The sequence below is a fragment of the Porticoccus sp. genome (genome assembly GCF_965660005.1).
GTDB lineage: Bacteria > Pseudomonadota > Gammaproteobacteria > Pseudomonadales > Porticoccaceae > Porticoccus.
In genome coordinates this window covers 1-14,900 of record NZ_CBFHYF010000002.1, presented here as the reverse complement: position 1 = coordinate 14,900, position 14,900 = coordinate 1, and the positions used below count along the sequence as shown (strand labels likewise).

Sequence of the window (14,900 nt, the reverse complement as noted above, 5' to 3'; positions counted from 1 at the left end):
ACTTATGTAACACAATCATCAGGTTTTATCTATAACCGACTGTTGGGACTGACCACTGGACAGCGTTTTCAAACACAGGTATTGCGCTGGCAAGGCACTGGCCTTAAGTTACTGCCATGAATCGCAAAACCACAGGGCTATCATAAATAACATCCCTTCCTTCATGGCGTGATGCAGGTAACAATTATGACGAGGACACTCGGTGTGGTCATGGACGCCATCGACCGTATCAATCCGAAAAAGGATACGACATTGGTGTTATTGCTGGCGGCCCAGAAGCGCGGCTGGCAACTTATGTTGATGACGCAATCCGACCTGGCGCTGGAAAACGGTGAACCCACCGCCAGGATGACGCCGCTGAGGGTCCGGGATGATCTGCTGGACTGGTTCTCGCTGGACGAACCCCTGCGACGCCCCCTGTCAGAACTGAACGTGATACTGATGCGCAAGGATCCGCCTTTCGACAGTGAGTACATCTACTCCACCTATATCCTTGAAGCGGCAGAGAAGCGTGGCGTACTGGTCGTCAACAAACCCCAGGGATTGAGAGACTGCAACGAAAAAGTATTTGCCACGCTGTTCCCTCAATGTACTCCCCCGCTACTGGTCAGCCGCGATGCGACAATGCTCAAGCAATTTCATAAAACCCATAGCAATGTGGTGTATAAGCCCCTGGATGGCATGGGCGGAACTGCTGTGTTTCAGGTTCGCCCCGATGACCCGAATATCAATGTCATCATCGAAACACTGACCATGAATGGTTGCCGAACCATCATGGCACAGAAATTTATTCCGGAAATCCGCCAGGGTGACAAACGTATTCTCATGGTAGATGGTGTGCCGGTTCCCTTCTGTCTTGCCCGAATTCCGCCGGAAGGTGATATCAGGGGCAACCTCGCTGTCGGTGGCAGCGGCATTGTGCAACCCCTCAACGAGAGGGATCAGTGGATTGCAGCGCAGATCGGCCCGGTGCTGCGGGAAAAAGCCATTCTGTTTGCCGGGCTGGATGTGATCGGCGACTATCTGACAGAAATCAATGTTACCAGTCCCACCTGTGCACGGGAGATTGACCAGGCTCAATCCACTGATATTGGCGGCAAACTGATGAATGCCATTGAGGCGAGATTGATCTGATGCCTATTGCCATGCCGGAGATGGAATCACCGCAACAATTCGACCGGTTGGGGTTTTCAATTTTTCTGGCCGTGGCCGTACACGCAATGATCATCTTTGGTATCGGCTTCAAGCTCTATCAACAAAAGCCGCCAGCACCCACTCTGGAAGTAACCCTGGCCCGGCATCAGCCCCCCACTGACAATGAAACACCAGACTTTCTCGCCCAGCAACAACAGCGAGGCAGCGGTAATGAGCAGGCCATAGACAAGCTGACCACTGATCAGCAGCCGGAACTGAGTGCCCAGCACCAGCAGCCGGCATCACTGCCCGAACAACAGCAGCAACTGGAGCGCCAGGGTTCAGTCGCAGTGGTATCGACAACAACCCCAGCTGCGATTGCAGCGCCCACAGAAACAGCTCGCGAAAACCGGGAGGGCGATAGTGCCGCGCAGTCACCACCTGCCATGACACCGGAGTTTGCCAGCCTGCAAGCGAAACTGGATAAGAAAAAGCAGGAATACAGCAAGCTGCCCGATGTATTACGGGTGACCTCTGCCAGCACCAGAGCTGCTGAATATGCCGCTTACCTCCAATATTGGATTGATCGTATCGAGGTCATCGGCAATAACAACTATCCGGAAGAAGCCCGTCGAAAAGCCATCTTTGGCGACCTTCGGCTCGCTGTGACGCTATTGCCGGATGGCTCGGTGGAAAAAATTGAAATTCTGCTCAGTTCGGGACAAAGAGTACTGGATCTGGCAGCAGTAAGAACCGTGCGGCTGGCATCCCCTTTTGCACCTTTCCCGCAGGAAATGAGGCAGTGGGACAAACTAGAAATTATTCGCACCTGGCAATTTGAACCCGGACACCGACTCAACACCCAGTGATCGCTATAGTGAGAATAAGGCAATACATATAACTTGTTTTCTCTCACATTGAACCCATAATCTGAATATGGGTTCAATATCATCCAATCAACACTTCGAAAGCCTGAGCAACCATTTTTTGGTGGCCATGCCGGGGCTTCTCGACCCCAATTTCTCTCACGCCGTGATTTATATTTGCGAGCACAGCCCTGACGGCGCCATGGGGTTGGTTATCAATAACCCACTGGACATACCGATTAGCCAGATTTTTGAGCAATTCGAGATGACCTACTCACCCCATATTGGCGCTCAACCGCTGTTGTCTGGAGGGCCCGTGCAAATTGACCGGGGGTTTGTGCTACACCGTGCAGGCGAAAGGCAATGGGAATCCACCCGGACGATTTCCGGTGAAATCAGCCTCACGGCCTCACGGGACATTATTTCGGATATCGCTGTTGAACGGGGTCCGGGCGAGTTGATCATCACTCTGGGCTATGCGGGCTGGGGGCCGGGTCAACTCGAAGAGGAATTGGCACATAATGCCTGGCTCACTGTACCCGGCGATGCCAACATCCTCTTCAATACGCCCTTTGAGCAGCGGGCCTCGGCGGCGGCGGCAAAAATCGGTATTGATCTGAACATGCTGAGTACTGATGCCGGACACGCCTGATCAGAATGTTTTGCCGAAAAAGCCTGTCACACTGCTGGCGTTTGATTTTGGTACTGGCCAGATTGGCATTGCGGTGGGGCAGAGTCTGACCGGCAGCGCCAACCCACTCACCGTTATCAAAGCCCGCAATGGCGTTCCCGACTGGGATCAGATTGGCCGACTGCTGGCGGAGTGGCAGCCGGACCAACTGGTGGTAGGCCTGCCATTGAATATGGATGGCTCAGAGAGCGCCTTTTGCCGCAGGGCCCGGAAGTTTGCCAGACGGCTCAATGGTCGCTTCGGCCTAAAAGTCACAATGGTGGATGAGCGCCTTTCTACTTTTGAGGCCAAAGAACAATCGAAAAGTCACTCCCAGCGACACACTGGCAGTTATCGACAATCACCGGTGGATGATCTGGCCGCCGTGCTGATACTCAACACCTGGCTATCGGATCCCACTCTGGCTCTGGACCCCTGATACGGATCAGAAACGATTGATGCGGTCACCACTATCTTCCTCTACCTGCAATTCGTCGGCCGCATTGGACAGGTAGCCCGCATCGGTTTCCGACTGGAGTTTGATCAGCAGCCGCAGATCATTCTTCGAGTCCGCATAGGTCATGGCATCCTCGTAGGTGATCAAACCTTCATCGTAAAGGGCGTAGAGTGCCTGATCAAAAGTCTGCATACCCTGCTCGGTGGAACGCGTCATCAACTCTTTCAGTTTGTGCACTTCACCCTTGCGGATCAGATCCCCCACCAACGGTGTATTAATCAGAATTTCAATGGCAGCGCGGCGACCATTACCATCGGCCAGGGGTATCAGTTCCTGGGCAATCAAGGCCCGCATATTGAGCGACAAGTCCATCCATAACTGGCCGTGACGCTCAGCAGGAAAAAAGTGCAGGATTCTGTCCAGCGCCTGATTGGCATTGTTGGCATGAAGGGTTGCCAGCACCAGGTGACCGGTTTCAGCAAAGGTAATCGCGTGTTCCATGGTCTCACGGGTACGGATTTCACCAATCAGAATGACATCCGGCGCCTGACGGAGAGTGTTGCGCAGGGCGACCTCGAAAGACTCGGTATCCACACCCACTTCGCGCTGGGTAACAATACAGCCGGCGTGCTGGTGGACAAATTCGATAGGGTCCTCTACCGAGATAATATGACCATGGCTGTTGCGATTGCGATGACCAATCATCGCCGCCAGTGACGTGGACTTACCGGTGCCAGTGGCACCGACAAAAATAATGATACCGCGTTTGGTCATCACCAGATCGTTCAAGATCGGTGGCAACAGCAGCTCTTCCACCGTGGGGATAATGCTTTCAATCCGGCGTAGCACCATGCCCGGCTCGTTGCGCTGGAAAAACGCACTGACCCGAAAGCGGCCGACACCATGGCGGCTGATAGCAAAATTGAGCTCCTTCTTGTCGCGAAATTCAATGCGCTGTTTTTCATCCATGATGCTTTCAACTACCTGGTGGGCCTGGTCGGGTGATAACGGCGTTTTACCCACCGGCACAATGGTGCCGTTGATCTTGATACTGGGGGCGACGCCTGTGGTAATAAACAGGTCGGAGGCCTCTTTTTCCACCATCAGTTTAAGCAGTACATCAAAATCCATTACATTCTCCGCAACTCAAATACTGTTTTTTCAATCAGTGTTGGCAGGGGACACCAACAAATCAAATTAGAACTCATCCGGCATTTTGGCTTTTTCACGGGCTGTCTCCCGGGTGATCACTTTCTGGGCTACCAGTTTGTGCAGATTTTGATCCATGGTCTGCATACCGTGGGATGCCCCCGTCTGAATGGCGGAATACATCTGGGCAATTTTTTCCTCGCGGATCAGATTGCGGATTGCCGGTGTGCCAATCATGATTTCATGGGAGGCGATACGACCGCCACCGATCTTCTTCATCAGGGTCTGCGAAATGACCGCCTGCAGTGATTCGGACAACATCGCCCGCACCATGGATTTTTCGGCCGCCGGGAACACATCCACAATACGGTCGATGGTTTTCGCCGCCGAGGTGGTATGCAGTGTGCCAAACACCAGGTGGCCGGTTTCCGCCGCTGTCAGCGCCAACCGGATCGTCTCCAGGTCGCGCATTTCACCCACCAGAATAATATCGGGGTCCTCCCGCAATGCGGAACGCAACGCCTCGCTGAAGCCGTGGGTATCGCGGTGGACTTCCCGCTGGTTAACCAGACACTTTTTACTTTCGTGAACAAATTCGATGGGGTCTTCAATAGTGAGAATGTGCTGATAGCGGTTCTCGTTGACATAATCCATCATCGCGGCCAGCGTCGTGGACTTGCCCGAACCGGTCGGACCCGTGACCAGCACCAGGCCCCGCGGCAGCATGGAGAGATTGCGGAACACCTGTCCCAGGCCCAGGTCCTCCAAGGTCAGAACCCGGGAGGGAATGGTACGAAATACTCCCGCAGCACCCCTGTTCTGATTAAATGCATTGACCCGGAAACGGGCCACACCGGGCACCTCGAATGAGAAATCTGTCTCCAGAAATTCTTCATAATCGCGGCGCTGTTTGTCGTTCATGATGTCGTAGATTAACTGGTGAACTTCCTTGTGCTGCATGGGGGGGAGGTTCACCCGCCGCATGTCACCATCAATCCTGATCATCGGGGGCAGACCACCCGAAAGGTGCAAATCTGACGAACCCTGTTTTACGCTAAAAGCCAGCAGTTCCGTAATATCCATGCGTTAATCCTGTTATTCTGGGTTAATCTACTGCTCTACTGAAAGCCATAATGCCGGCCGATGACAAGTATATGCATAATATAGCCGACAATCTCAACCGAGTTCACCGACAGATTCAACAAATCGCTGATCGGGCAGGTCGCGATGCAGGGGAAATTCAACTGCTTGCGGTCAGCAAGGGACAGCCCGCTGCGGCAATTCGCATGGCTTACGAACTGGGTCAGCGCCATTTCGGCGAAAACTATCTGCAGGAGGCGCTGGAGAAACAACAGGCACTGGTGGACCTGACCGATATCTGCTGGCATTTCATTGGCCCACTGCAGTCCAATAAAACGCGAAAGATCGCCGAACAATTTGACTGGATACACAGCGTTGACCGGTACCGTGTGGCACAGCGTCTCAGTGCCCGGCGGCCTGAAACCGTCGCCCCGCTGAATGTCTGCCTGCAGGTCAATATCGATGATGAGCCCAGCAAGTCCGGCGTTATAGTGGAAGCACTGCCGACCCTGGCAGACGAAGTGATCAAATTGCCCCGACTCAACCTCCGTGGGCTGATGTGTATCCCGCGCAGTCAAACTGACCTGCAACAGCAGCGCCGTGCCTTTGCCCATCTGGCGACACAACTGGGCAGCCTTCGGCACTCCACTCAGCTCGCCAGATTGGATACACTCTCGATGGGTATGTCGGATGACCTTGAGGCCGCCATTCTCGAGGGTGCCACCATCGTACGTATTGGCACAGCCATTTTTGGTCCCCGGCAAAGCACGGCATGACCATTCACCAGCTATCGCTTTAAGGAAATACCTGTGAACAAACCCACACTGACTTTTATCGGTGGCGGCAATATGGCCAACAGCCTGATTGGCGGCCTCATCGCCAAGGGCTATCCGCCAGACGCCATCACTGTTACCGACCCACTGGAGGCCAATCGCCAGCATTTGGCCAGTGCCTTCGGCGTTCAAACTTCAACCGATAACACCGCCGCTGCGGCTAAAGCCGAGGTAATTCTGCTGGCAGTAAAACCACAGGTCATGCAAACCGTGACCGAAACAATCGCCGGTGCTCTGGGTCACCGGCCCCTGATTATTTCGATCGCGGCGGGAATATCCATGACGTCGCTGGAACAGTGGCTGGGCGCTGGCCTGCCCATTGTCCGTTGCATGCCCAACACGCCGGCACTGGTTCAGGCCGGGGCCGCCGGATTGTTTGCCAACGTGCAGGTGTCCGGCGAACAAAAGCAGCTCGCCAGTGATATCCTCAATGCCGTGGGAATATCCTGCTGGCTCCAGAGTGAAGCAGAGATCGATGCCGTCACTGCAGTTTCAGGTAGCGGCCCTGCCTACTACTTTCTGATCATGGAAATCATGCAGGAAATCGGTGTGGAGCTCGGACTGTCAACAGAAATTTCAAGGCAGCTCACCTTGCAAACTGCCCTTGGGGCGGCAAAAATGGCCAGCAGTAGCGATGTCGATGCTGCCGAACTGAGGCGGCGAGTCAGCTCTCCCGGCGGCACGACGGAACGCGCTATACAGACTTTCGAAGCCGGCGATATAAAAGCACTGTTTCGCGAGGCAATGAACAATGCCCGGAAACGCGCAGTAGAGATGGCCGACGAACTGGCAAATTAACCGTCAAAAACAAGGCAACCCATGAGTACATTTACCCAGGCCGGCACGTTTCTGATCCAATCCCTCGGCAGCTTTTATCTGGCGGTGGTGACACTGTGCTTTCTCCTCCAGCTCTCCCATGCCGACTTCTACAATCCGATTTCCCAGTTTCTGGTGAAGGCCACCCATTTGCCCAGCAAACCCCTGCGCAAATTTTTGCCCACCTATCGGAATTTTGATCTGGCCACTATCGTGCTGGCACTGCTGTCCCAATGGCTGGCAATTCAGCTCACCGCCTCGGTCAACGGCCTCGGCATGGTCAATATTCTTTCGGCCCTGGCCTGGGGTGCGATGGGCGCCATTTATCTGGTACTGAACCTGTATCTCTACGGTCTGCTGATCGTCATTATCGTCAGCTGGGTGGCACCACAGAGCAATCACCCCGCGCTGACACTGCTAAACCAGTTGATTCGTCCCGTTATGGCACCCTTTCAGCGGATTATCCCGCCGCTGGGCGGCCTGGACCTGTCGCCCATTTTCATGTTTTTGGTGATCAATATGCTGCAGATTTTTGTCCATGGCGCAGCCAGGTCGCTGCAGGTGCCATCAGGTCTTGTTCCCGGCATCTGATGGCTGAACACTATCGGTGGCAGGATGGCTGCCTGCTGTTGCGTTGCCGACTGCAACCGCGTGCGACAAAAGATGAAATTGTCGGACTACAGGGAGATCGGCTGAAGATCCGGATTACTGCACCGCCATTGGATGGCAGGGCCAATCAGCATTTGATAGCACTGGTGAGTCGCTGGTTCGGCACACCCAAATCCGCCGTCAGTCTGGTGCAGGGAGAGACTGGCAGGCAAAAAATACTGCGGATTGAAAAGCCCTCCCGGCTACCTGATGAAGCCGCTATCGGGGAACTCCCGGGTTAACGGCTCGGACTCGCCAGCGCCATTTGCTGCACCCTGACCAGATCGGCGATACCACGCTTGGCCAGCACCATCATTTCTTGCAGCTCCGCTTCGGTAAAAGGCGCCGCTTCAGCCGTACCCTGTATTTCGATGAAACCACCACTGCTGTTCATGACTACGTTCATGTCAGTCTCGGCCGTCGAGTCTTCCGCGTAATCAAGATCCAGTACCGGCACACCCTGATAAATGCCTACCGAAACGGACGCCACCATATTGGCAAGGGGATTGGTCTTGATTTTACCGCGTTCCTGCAAGTGACTGACCGCGTCGGCAAGTGCGACACAGGCACCGGTGATGGAAGCGGTTCGAGTACCGCCGTCAGCCTGAATCACATCACAATCCACCGTAATGGTATGCCCCCCCAGGGCGCTCAAATCCATTGCCGCCCGCAACGAGCGTCCAATCAACCGTTGAATTTCCAGGGTGCGCCCCCCCTGCCTGCCTCGGGAAGCCTCACGAGCCATACGCTCACCGGTAGAGCGAGGCAACATGCCGTATTCAGCAGTCACCCAACCCTGTCCTTTACCGCGCAAAAAACGCGGTACCGTGGACTCGACACTGGCGGTGCAAATGACTTTGGTTTCACCAAACTCCACCAACACGGATCCCTCTGCATGCCGGGTGTAACTGCGAGTGATTTTTACAGCGCGAAGCTGCTCGGGACGACGGCCACTGGGTCGGGACATGAAAAATTTCCTATATCTTGAAATGGAGAGGGGACTGCCATTCTAACCGAATTGTCGACGCTGTGTGGCGGCGTGTTACCATGGATTATCAATCCAACCCACCCTGGAGATACCCATGCCCAGCAGCATGACTGCCTTTGCCCGCCACAGTGTCGAGTGCCAGTGGGGAAGCGCCACCTGGGAAATCCGCTCGGTCAATCACCGCTATCTGGAAACCGGTTTCAGAATGCCGGAAACCGTCAGGGATCTTGAAACGACCCTGCGGGAACTGGCCAGAAAACACCTGCAACGGGGTAAAGTTGACTGTAGCCTGCAACTCAATATCGCCAAACAATCCGGTGACATAGCGATCAATCAATCACTGGCGAGTCAGTACATTGCCGCCGGCGAACAACTGGCCCGCCTGATGGCCGATCCGGCAAAAATCTCACCGCTGGACATCCTGCGCTGGCCGGGCGTGCTCAGCGAACCCGAAATCAACCGGGAGGAACTCAAGAACACACTGTTGCGGTTGTTTGAAGAAACTCTGAATCAACTGGTGGAGGGCCGTCGCCGGGAAGGTGGAAAGCTCGGTGAGCTGGTCGAACATCGGTTGGATGGCATTGCCGTACAACTGGCTACCGTGCGATCGCGATTGCCGGAACTGCTGGCTGCCCAGCGCCAGAAGCTCGTTGACCGACTGCAGGAGGCGAGTGCCCAGCTGGATCAGAATCGACTGGAACAGGAGCTGGTGTTGATTGCCCAGCGGGCTGATGTGGACGAAGAACTCGACCGGCTGGATACCCACCTGGGTGAAATCCGCCGGGTGCTGAAGCGTCAGGAACCGATTGGTCGACGACTGGACTTTCTGATGCAGGAACTCAACCGCGAAGCCAATACCCTGTCCTCAAAGTCGATCGCCACCGATACCACCAATGCAGCGGTAGAGCTGAAAGTCCTGATCGAACAGATGCGGGAGCAGATCCAGAATATTGAGTGATTCACGGCTCATCCGCTGTGATGACAGCATTTGATAATTCAATAAAAGCACTGCCTCTCTGGTGCAGTGGATGCGCGATTACGTTATTGTAGCAAGCTTCAAATTTAGTGCTGTGTCACCCACCTGCAGCGACCAAGAAACTGGCGGAGCATCGGATATCAATGTCGACCACAGGCACCCTGTTCACGGTATCAGCACCTTCCGGTGCCGGAAAAACCAGTCTGGTTAACGCCCTTCTTGAGCACTGCCAGGACATCTGCGTTTCCATTTCCCACACCACCCGGCCAATGCGGCCCGGTGAACAGGATGGTATCAACTACCACTTTGTCGATCAGGCAACATTCAGTACCATGCTTGAGGAAAAAGCATTCCTCGAACATGCCAGGGTATTCAATAACTACTACGGCACGTCGCGCAGCTGGGTTGAGCAGACACTTGCCGACGGGCTTGATGTCATTCTTGAAATTGACTGGCAGGGGGCTGCACAAATCCGCCGTCTGGTCCCGGGTTGCATCGGTATATTTATTCTACCGCCGTCACTGGCCATTCTCGAACAGCGCCTCCATGACCGCGGACAGGATGAACCAGCCATCATCCGTCAACGACTGGCGGAGGCACAATTGGAAATGTCTCACTACACAGAAGCCGACTTTCTGGTGATTAACGACCATTTCGATACGGCCCTGACGGAACTCCAATCAATTATCATCAGTCACCGCCTGAAATTGGACTACCAGTGCCAACGCAACCGCGATTTACTCAAGGATTTGTTGTCCTGATACCCGCAATTTTGTAAACTGGATGTCGCCGTGGCATTGCCGCGGCTTTTTGTCTATGCAGATTACCAGCCAATAACACCCTCACTGAAAAGAAACGGAATCTAATATGGCCCGTATCACCGTCGAAGATTGCCTTGATCATGTGGAGAACCGCTTTGAACTGGTCATGATCAGTTCCAAACGAGCACGCCAACTTGCCGTTGGCGGCAAACAACCCCATCTGCCTTGGGAAAATGACAAGCCCACCGTCATGGCATTGCGCGAAATTGAAGAGGGCTTCATCGATGCAAGCATCCTCAAGCAAAAAGAAGAAGCTGAAGAAATGCTGCTGGAATATGGTGATTTTGAGGAGACCTCTACTCCCGATCTGCCGGTAGCCCCTGAGGCCGAGTAAACCGTAACCGGGGGAAGTCTTGCAAGCCGTTGATGCACTGAGTAACAAGCTTTCTTCCTACCTCGAACCGCAAGAAGTCCAGGACATTCTCGACGCCTATCAGTTTGCAACGGGCTGCCATGAAGGCCAGTTGCGCCAGAGCGGCGAGCCCTATATCAGCCATCCCCTCGCCGTCGCCAATATTCTCGCGGACATGCACCTCGATGCAGAAAGCCTGATGGCGGCCATGTTGCACGATGTCATAGAAGATACCGGTGTCAGCAAAGAGGATCTCACCGAGCGCTTTGGCTCCACTGTCGCCGAACTGGTGGACGGCGTTAGCAAACTGACAGAAATCGAGTTTGCCTCCCGGGCAGAGCAGCAGGCAGAAAACTTTCAGAAAATGACTCTGGCCATGGCTCGGGACATACGGGTTATGCTGGTGAAGCTGGCAGATCGGCTTCACAATATGCGGACCCTGAAAGTACTCAGTGCGACCAAACGACGACGGATTGCCAAAGAGACACTGGATATCTACGCCCCCATCGCCCAGCGCCTCGGGATCAATGATATCCGGGTAGAATTCGAAGATCTCGGTTTTGCGGCCATGTATCCGGTTCGCCATCAGCGTCTGCGGGCCGCCCTGAAAGCGGCCCGCGGCAATCGCAAGCACATCGTTGAAGAAATCAAGGACAGCATTGAAATTCGTCTCGAAAAAGAGCTGATCTCTGCAGAAGTCACGGGGCGTGAAAAACATCTCTGGAGTATCTATCAGAAGATGAAGTCCAAGCGAAAATCCTTTCGCGATATCATGGACGTGTTTGCCTTTCGCATCGTGGTGGACACAGTGGATGACTGTTATCGCACCCTGGGCGTCATCCACAACCTCTTCAAACCGGTTCCCGGTGAATTTAAAGACTATGTGGCTATTCCCAAAGTCAACGGCTACCAGTCCTTGCACACGGTACTGATTGGTATGCACGGGGTACCTATTGAGGTGCAGATTCGCACCCGGGACATGGATGCCATGGCCAACTTCGGAATCGCTGCACACTGGCTCTACAAGTCGCGCGAAGAGGGCAACCCAAGAACCAATCGCTGGGTGCAGGGGTTGCTGGAGATCCAGCAGAAAGCAGGGAACTCCCTGGAATTTATCGAACACGTCAAAGCCGACCTGTTCCCTGATGAAGTGTATATCTTCACACCCGGCGGACAGATTATTTCATTGCCCTCGGGGGCAACACCGGTCGACTTCGCCTACGCGGTTCACACCAATGTGGGCAATACCTGTGTGGCCAGCAAAATTAACGGACAACTAACCTCCCTCTCCGAGCCGCTGCAAAGTGGCAGCAAAGTGACTATTATCAACACCAAAGGCGCACAGCCCAATCCCTCCTGGCTGAATTTTGTCGTGACGGCCAAGGCCCGCAGTGCTATCCGCCACTTCCTGAAACATCAGCAGCATGAGGAATCAGTTGACCTGGGCAAGCGTCTGCTCGACCGGGCGCTGGAGACCTTCGGCAGTAACTATAAAAAGATCCGAAAATCCTGGATCAAGCGCCTGCTGGTTGAAACCGGTGCCGCCAACTTTGAAGAAGTTCTGGAACAGATTGGCCTGGGCAACCGCCTTGCCTATGGGGTAGCCAACCTGATGGCGCCACCCTCAATGCGCAAGGAGTACGTCCCCGAGGAATTTGAATCACCCATCATGATCGACACTAGTGATGGCCTCATCATCAGTTATGCCCGCTGCTGTCACCCGATTCCCGGCGACCCTATTCTCGGCCATCTCAGCCCGGGGCGGGGTCTGGTGGTACACCGTGAATCCTGTAAAAATCTCAATGAAATCCGCACTAACGTCGAAAAATGTATGGCACTGAACTGGTCTCCCAAGGTCAAGGGAGACTTCTCGGTGGAGTTCAAAGTGGAATTGACTTCCGAGCGCGGGATCATCGCCGCCCTTGCCGCACGTATTTCCGAAAGCGAAGCCACTATCCAGCAAATCAGCATCAAGGAGCGGGATGCCCACTCCAGCATTGTGGACCTCGTGATTGACGTCAAAGGGCGCATTCACCTGGCCAACGTGATGCGCAAAATTCGCAACTTGAAACAGGTGCAGCGCGTTTATCGCACCAAGAATTAATTCCCGGAGGACAACCTCATGTTAAACAAAGCTGTAATCAGTACGGACCATGCGCCCGCCGCCATCGGCACCTACTCCCAGGCGATAAAAGTCAGCAATACCGTGTATCTGTCTGGCCAGATACCACTCGACCCCGACAGCATGCAGGTGGTGGAAGGGGGTGTTGCGGCAGAAATCGATCAGGTATTCAAAAATCTGGCCGCCGTCTGCGAAGAAGCCGGCGGCTCTCTGAAGGATATGGTCAAACTGAACATTTTCCTGACTGACATGGGCAATTTTGCCACCGTCAATGAAATCATGGCACGCTACTTTACGGAACCCTATCCGGCGCGGGCAGCCATTGGCGTCAAGGAATTGCCCAAAGGGGTTGGCGTGGAAATGGACGGTATTATGGTCATCTGAAAAGTCGCCTACTCCGGCGATTCGGATATCAGCGCGGGGTAACCTTCCCTGAAAGTGGGGTAGAGAAACTGGTAGCCACTTTCAAGCAGACGCCGATTGCTGCAACGACGATTACCGGTCCGGCCAACACTGGTCGTTGTGACGGAATTAGACAGGCTTACGCCCATTTGCCCTGCCAGCCAGTGGTGCACCTCATGGAGAGGAGTGGGATCGCTGTCCGTCGCAAGATAGAGCTTGTGCAGCGGCTGATCAGTCCTGTAGCACTGCAGCAAATGCACCAGCACCCCGGCGCAATCCTCTGCATGAATGCGATTACTCCACTGTACGGGTTGTGGTGGCGCCAGCTCCCCTCTTTTGATCTGCGTCAGCATGCGTCCCCGACCGGGTCCATAAATACCCGAGTAACGAACTATCACAGTGGGCACTGTCAATCGAATTATCAGACCCTCGGCTTGAAGTAAGCGCTTACATCGATAGGACGCCGGCGCTGTGTCCGACAACTCATCAACCCACTCACCCCCGTCCTGACCATAAACCCCAGTACTGGACACCCAAAGTACCGGACCAGAACACCAGCCACTGTCTTTGATCGCTCTGGCCAGCGACCCTGCACCGGCCACGTAACTGGCCCGATAACCTTCATCGCTCATCTCTCCCGGCGTCAGGGTAACGACGATTGCGTCAACACCGGCGTTACGCAGCAATTCAGTGAGCTCAGGCGTATCGCAAATATCCCCCGTCACCGATGGAATCGCTGCGGGCAGCCGATCTGGATGACGGCGCATCGCCAGACCGGCCCACCCTTGCAACATCTGCAGCCTTCGAATAGCGCGAACCCCGATATCACCACAGCCAATAAATAATACTTTCAATCGTCTTTCCTTTTTCAATTTGTTTTGACTATTATTGGCATCAGGAGGAACATGATATGACCTTAACCGAACTGCGCTATATCGTCACTTTGGCACAGCAGCAACACTTTGGCCAAGCGGCGGAATTATGTCACGTCAGTCAACCCACCCTGAGTATCGCCGTCAAAAAACTGGAACAGGAGTTGGGCATCGATCTTTTTGAACGCTCCAAGAACAGTGTCCGACCAACGCCCATCGGCGAGCAGGTGGTCGCTCAGGCACAGCGGGTGCTGGAGGAGAGTGCATCGATCAAGGATATTGCCTCATCTGGCAGGGACCAGCTAAAGGCGCCGCTCTACGTGGGCGCTATTTTCACTATCGGCCCATACCTGTTTCCGCACTTCATTCCGGCTCTACAGAAAACCGTGCCACAAATGCCACTGGTGGTCGAAGAAGGCTTTACCGCCACACTGCGACAACGGCTGCGCAAGGGCGAACTGGATGTAATTATCGTGGCGTTGCCATTTACTGAATCCGACGTGGTGACCCAACCGCTGTTCTCCGAACCTTTTGTCGTATTGATGCCCAAAGACCACCCCCTCGGCAAAAAGAAGACCATCCGCCCAAGTGATCTAGACAACGAGAATGTCCTGCTGCTTGGTGAGGGACACTGCTTTGGCGATCAGGTCAGGGAAGCTTTACCCAATCTTAACCAGCACCTCGATGAAACCCAGAGCCAGATTCGCACCCACA

18 protein-coding genes are annotated in these 14,900 nt (G+C 54.3%); 14 read left to right on the top strand and 4 right to left on the bottom strand.

Annotated features, from left to right (window positions below):
* The first annotated feature begins 186 nt into the window (after positions 1 to 186).
* The 4 genes from gshB (at position 187) to ruvX (ending at position 3,109) form a co-directional block, all read left to right on the top strand.
* Positions 187 to 1,134 (top strand): glutathione synthase, encoded by a 948-nt coding sequence (gene gshB, locus ACTF5G_RS00825; protein ID WP_438950922.1) that lies wholly within the window; start codon positions 187 to 189, stop codon positions 1,132 to 1,134.
* On the top strand, positions 1,134 to 2,003 hold the full coding sequence (locus tag ACTF5G_RS00820; RefSeq protein ID WP_438950921.1) for an energy transducer TonB: 870 nt from the start codon (positions 1,134 to 1,136) through the stop codon (positions 2,001 to 2,003). The genes gshB and ACTF5G_RS00820 overlap by 1 nt, the downstream gene beginning before the upstream one ends.
* 67 nt (positions 2,004 to 2,070) lie before the next feature.
* Positions 2,071 to 2,652 (top strand): YqgE/AlgH family protein, encoded by a 582-nt coding sequence (locus tag ACTF5G_RS00815; protein ID WP_438950920.1) that lies wholly within the window; start codon positions 2,071 to 2,073, stop codon positions 2,650 to 2,652.
* Positions 2,636 to 3,109: a Holliday junction resolvase RuvX gene (gene ruvX, locus ACTF5G_RS00810; protein WP_438950919.1), complete on the top strand. Its 474-nt coding sequence runs from the start codon at positions 2,636 to 2,638 to the stop codon at positions 3,107 to 3,109. Before ACTF5G_RS00815 ends, ruvX begins: the two co-directional genes overlap by 17 nt.
* A 6-nt stretch (positions 3,110 to 3,115) precedes the next feature.
* On the opposite strand, the gene ACTF5G_RS00805 is transcribed toward ruvX, so the two are convergent.
* Positions 3,116 to 4,258 carry a PilT/PilU family type 4a pilus ATPase gene (locus tag ACTF5G_RS00805; protein ID WP_438950918.1) on the bottom strand — a complete coding sequence of 381 codons (1,143 nt, stop codon included), beginning with the start codon at positions 4,256 to 4,258 and terminating at the stop codon, positions 3,116 to 3,118.
* 66 nt (positions 4,259 to 4,324) lie between these two features.
* Positions 4,325 to 5,359, bottom strand: a complete 1,035-nt coding sequence (locus ACTF5G_RS00800) for a type IV pilus twitching motility protein PilT (RefSeq protein ID WP_438950917.1) — start codon at positions 5,357 to 5,359, stop codon at positions 4,325 to 4,327.
* 71 nt (positions 5,360 to 5,430) lie between these two features.
* Here ACTF5G_RS00800 and ACTF5G_RS00795 point away from each other — a divergent pair, with 71 nt between their 5' ends.
* The 4 genes from ACTF5G_RS00795 to ACTF5G_RS00780 are packed head-to-tail and all read left to right on the top strand — an operon-like array spanning position 5,431 to position 7,895.
* Positions 5,431 to 6,132, top strand: a complete 702-nt coding sequence (locus ACTF5G_RS00795; protein WP_438950916.1) for a YggS family pyridoxal phosphate-dependent enzyme — start codon at positions 5,431 to 5,433, stop codon at positions 6,130 to 6,132.
* A 33-nt stretch (positions 6,133 to 6,165) separates the two neighbouring features.
* Complete coding sequence (gene proC, locus ACTF5G_RS00790; RefSeq protein WP_438950915.1) at positions 6,166 to 6,987, top strand: pyrroline-5-carboxylate reductase; 822 nt, start codon at positions 6,166 to 6,168, stop codon at positions 6,985 to 6,987.
* Positions 6,988 to 7,008: 21 nt separating this feature from the next.
* Complete coding sequence (locus tag ACTF5G_RS00785; RefSeq protein ID WP_438950914.1) at positions 7,009 to 7,596, top strand: YggT family protein; 588 nt, start codon at positions 7,009 to 7,011, stop codon at positions 7,594 to 7,596.
* Positions 7,596 to 7,895, top strand: coding sequence for a DUF167 family protein (locus ACTF5G_RS00780; RefSeq protein WP_438950913.1), 300 nt, complete (start codon positions 7,596 to 7,598; stop codon positions 7,893 to 7,895). Before ACTF5G_RS00785 ends, ACTF5G_RS00780 begins: the two co-directional genes overlap by 1 nt.
* Here the strand turns inward: ACTF5G_RS00780 and rph are convergent.
* On the bottom strand, positions 7,892 to 8,620 hold the full coding sequence (gene rph / locus ACTF5G_RS00775; protein ID WP_438950912.1) for a ribonuclease PH: 729 nt from the start codon (positions 8,618 to 8,620) through the stop codon (positions 7,892 to 7,894). The two genes, ACTF5G_RS00780 and rph, sit on opposite strands and share 4 nt — an antisense overlap.
* Before the next feature lie 115 nt (positions 8,621 to 8,735).
* Here rph and ACTF5G_RS00770 point away from each other — a divergent pair, with 115 nt between their 5' ends.
* From ACTF5G_RS00770 to ACTF5G_RS00750, 5 genes are all read left to right on the top strand, one after another.
* Positions 8,736 to 9,599: a YicC/YloC family endoribonuclease gene (locus ACTF5G_RS00770; protein WP_438950911.1), complete on the top strand. Its 864-nt coding sequence runs from the start codon at positions 8,736 to 8,738 to the stop codon at positions 9,597 to 9,599.
* Positions 9,600 to 9,760: 161 nt separating this feature from the next.
* The gene (gene gmk, locus ACTF5G_RS00765) at positions 9,761 to 10,378 is read left to right on the top strand and encodes a guanylate kinase (RefSeq protein ID WP_438950910.1); all 618 of its coding nucleotides are present in this window, start codon (positions 9,761 to 9,763) and stop codon (positions 10,376 to 10,378) included.
* 106 nt (positions 10,379 to 10,484) lie between these two features.
* Entirely contained in the window at positions 10,485 to 10,772 is a 288-nt protein-coding gene (gene rpoZ, locus ACTF5G_RS00760; protein WP_438950909.1) for a DNA-directed RNA polymerase subunit omega, read from the top strand.
* 19 nt (positions 10,773 to 10,791) lie between these two features.
* Positions 10,792 to 12,894 (top strand): RelA/SpoT family protein, encoded by a 2,103-nt coding sequence (locus ACTF5G_RS00755; protein ID WP_438950908.1) that lies wholly within the window; start codon positions 10,792 to 10,794, stop codon positions 12,892 to 12,894.
* 18 nt (positions 12,895 to 12,912) lie between these two features.
* Positions 12,913 to 13,296, top strand: a complete 384-nt coding sequence (locus ACTF5G_RS00750; protein ID WP_438950907.1) for a RidA family protein — start codon at positions 12,913 to 12,915, stop codon at positions 13,294 to 13,296.
* 8 nt (positions 13,297 to 13,304) lie between these two features.
* On the opposite strand, the gene ACTF5G_RS00745 is transcribed toward ACTF5G_RS00750, so the two are convergent.
* The gene (locus ACTF5G_RS00745; RefSeq protein WP_438950906.1) at positions 13,305 to 14,168 is read right to left on the bottom strand and encodes an NAD(P)H-binding protein; all 864 of its coding nucleotides are present in this window, start codon (positions 14,166 to 14,168) and stop codon (positions 13,305 to 13,307) included.
* A gap of 56 nt (positions 14,169 to 14,224) precedes the next feature.
* Here ACTF5G_RS00745 and ACTF5G_RS00740 point away from each other — a divergent pair.
* Positions 14,225 to 14,900, top strand: a 676-nt coding sequence (locus ACTF5G_RS00740; protein WP_438950905.1) for a LysR substrate-binding domain-containing protein, incomplete at its 3' end; no start/stop codon positions are given.

Coding starts and splice junctions, on each gene's coding strand:
- ACTF5G_RS00780 (WP_438950913.1), top strand. CDS start 7,596: ATGGCTGAACACTATCGGTGGCAGGATGGCTGCCTGCTGTTGCGTTGC.
- rpoZ (WP_438950909.1), top strand. CDS start 10,485: ATGGCCCGTATCACCGTCGAAGATTGCCTTGATCATGTGGAGAACCGC.
- ACTF5G_RS00820 (WP_438950921.1), top strand. CDS start 1,134: ATGCCTATTGCCATGCCGGAGATGGAATCACCGCAACAATTCGACCGG.
- ACTF5G_RS00815 (WP_438950920.1), top strand. CDS start 2,071: ATGGGTTCAATATCATCCAATCAACACTTCGAAAGCCTGAGCAACCAT.
- ACTF5G_RS00770 (WP_438950911.1), top strand. CDS start 8,736: ATGCCCAGCAGCATGACTGCCTTTGCCCGCCACAGTGTCGAGTGCCAG.
- ACTF5G_RS00750 (WP_438950907.1), top strand. CDS start 12,913: ATGTTAAACAAAGCTGTAATCAGTACGGACCATGCGCCCGCCGCCATC.
- ACTF5G_RS00785 (WP_438950914.1), top strand. CDS start 7,009: ATGAGTACATTTACCCAGGCCGGCACGTTTCTGATCCAATCCCTCGGC.
- ACTF5G_RS00795 (WP_438950916.1), top strand. CDS start 5,431: ATGCATAATATAGCCGACAATCTCAACCGAGTTCACCGACAGATTCAA.
- gshB (WP_438950922.1), top strand. CDS start 187: ATGACGAGGACACTCGGTGTGGTCATGGACGCCATCGACCGTATCAAT.
- ruvX (WP_438950919.1), top strand. CDS start 2,636: ATGCCGGACACGCCTGATCAGAATGTTTTGCCGAAAAAGCCTGTCACA.
- ACTF5G_RS00800 (WP_438950917.1), bottom strand. CDS start 5,359: ATGGATATTACGGAACTGCTGGCTTTTAGCGTAAAACAGGGTTCGTCA.
- ACTF5G_RS00805 (WP_438950918.1), bottom strand. CDS start 4,258: ATGGATTTTGATGTACTGCTTAAACTGATGGTGGAAAAAGAGGCCTCC.
- gmk (WP_438950910.1), top strand. CDS start 9,761: ATGTCGACCACAGGCACCCTGTTCACGGTATCAGCACCTTCCGGTGCC.
- rph (WP_438950912.1), bottom strand. CDS start 8,620: ATGTCCCGACCCAGTGGCCGTCGTCCCGAGCAGCTTCGCGCTGTAAAA.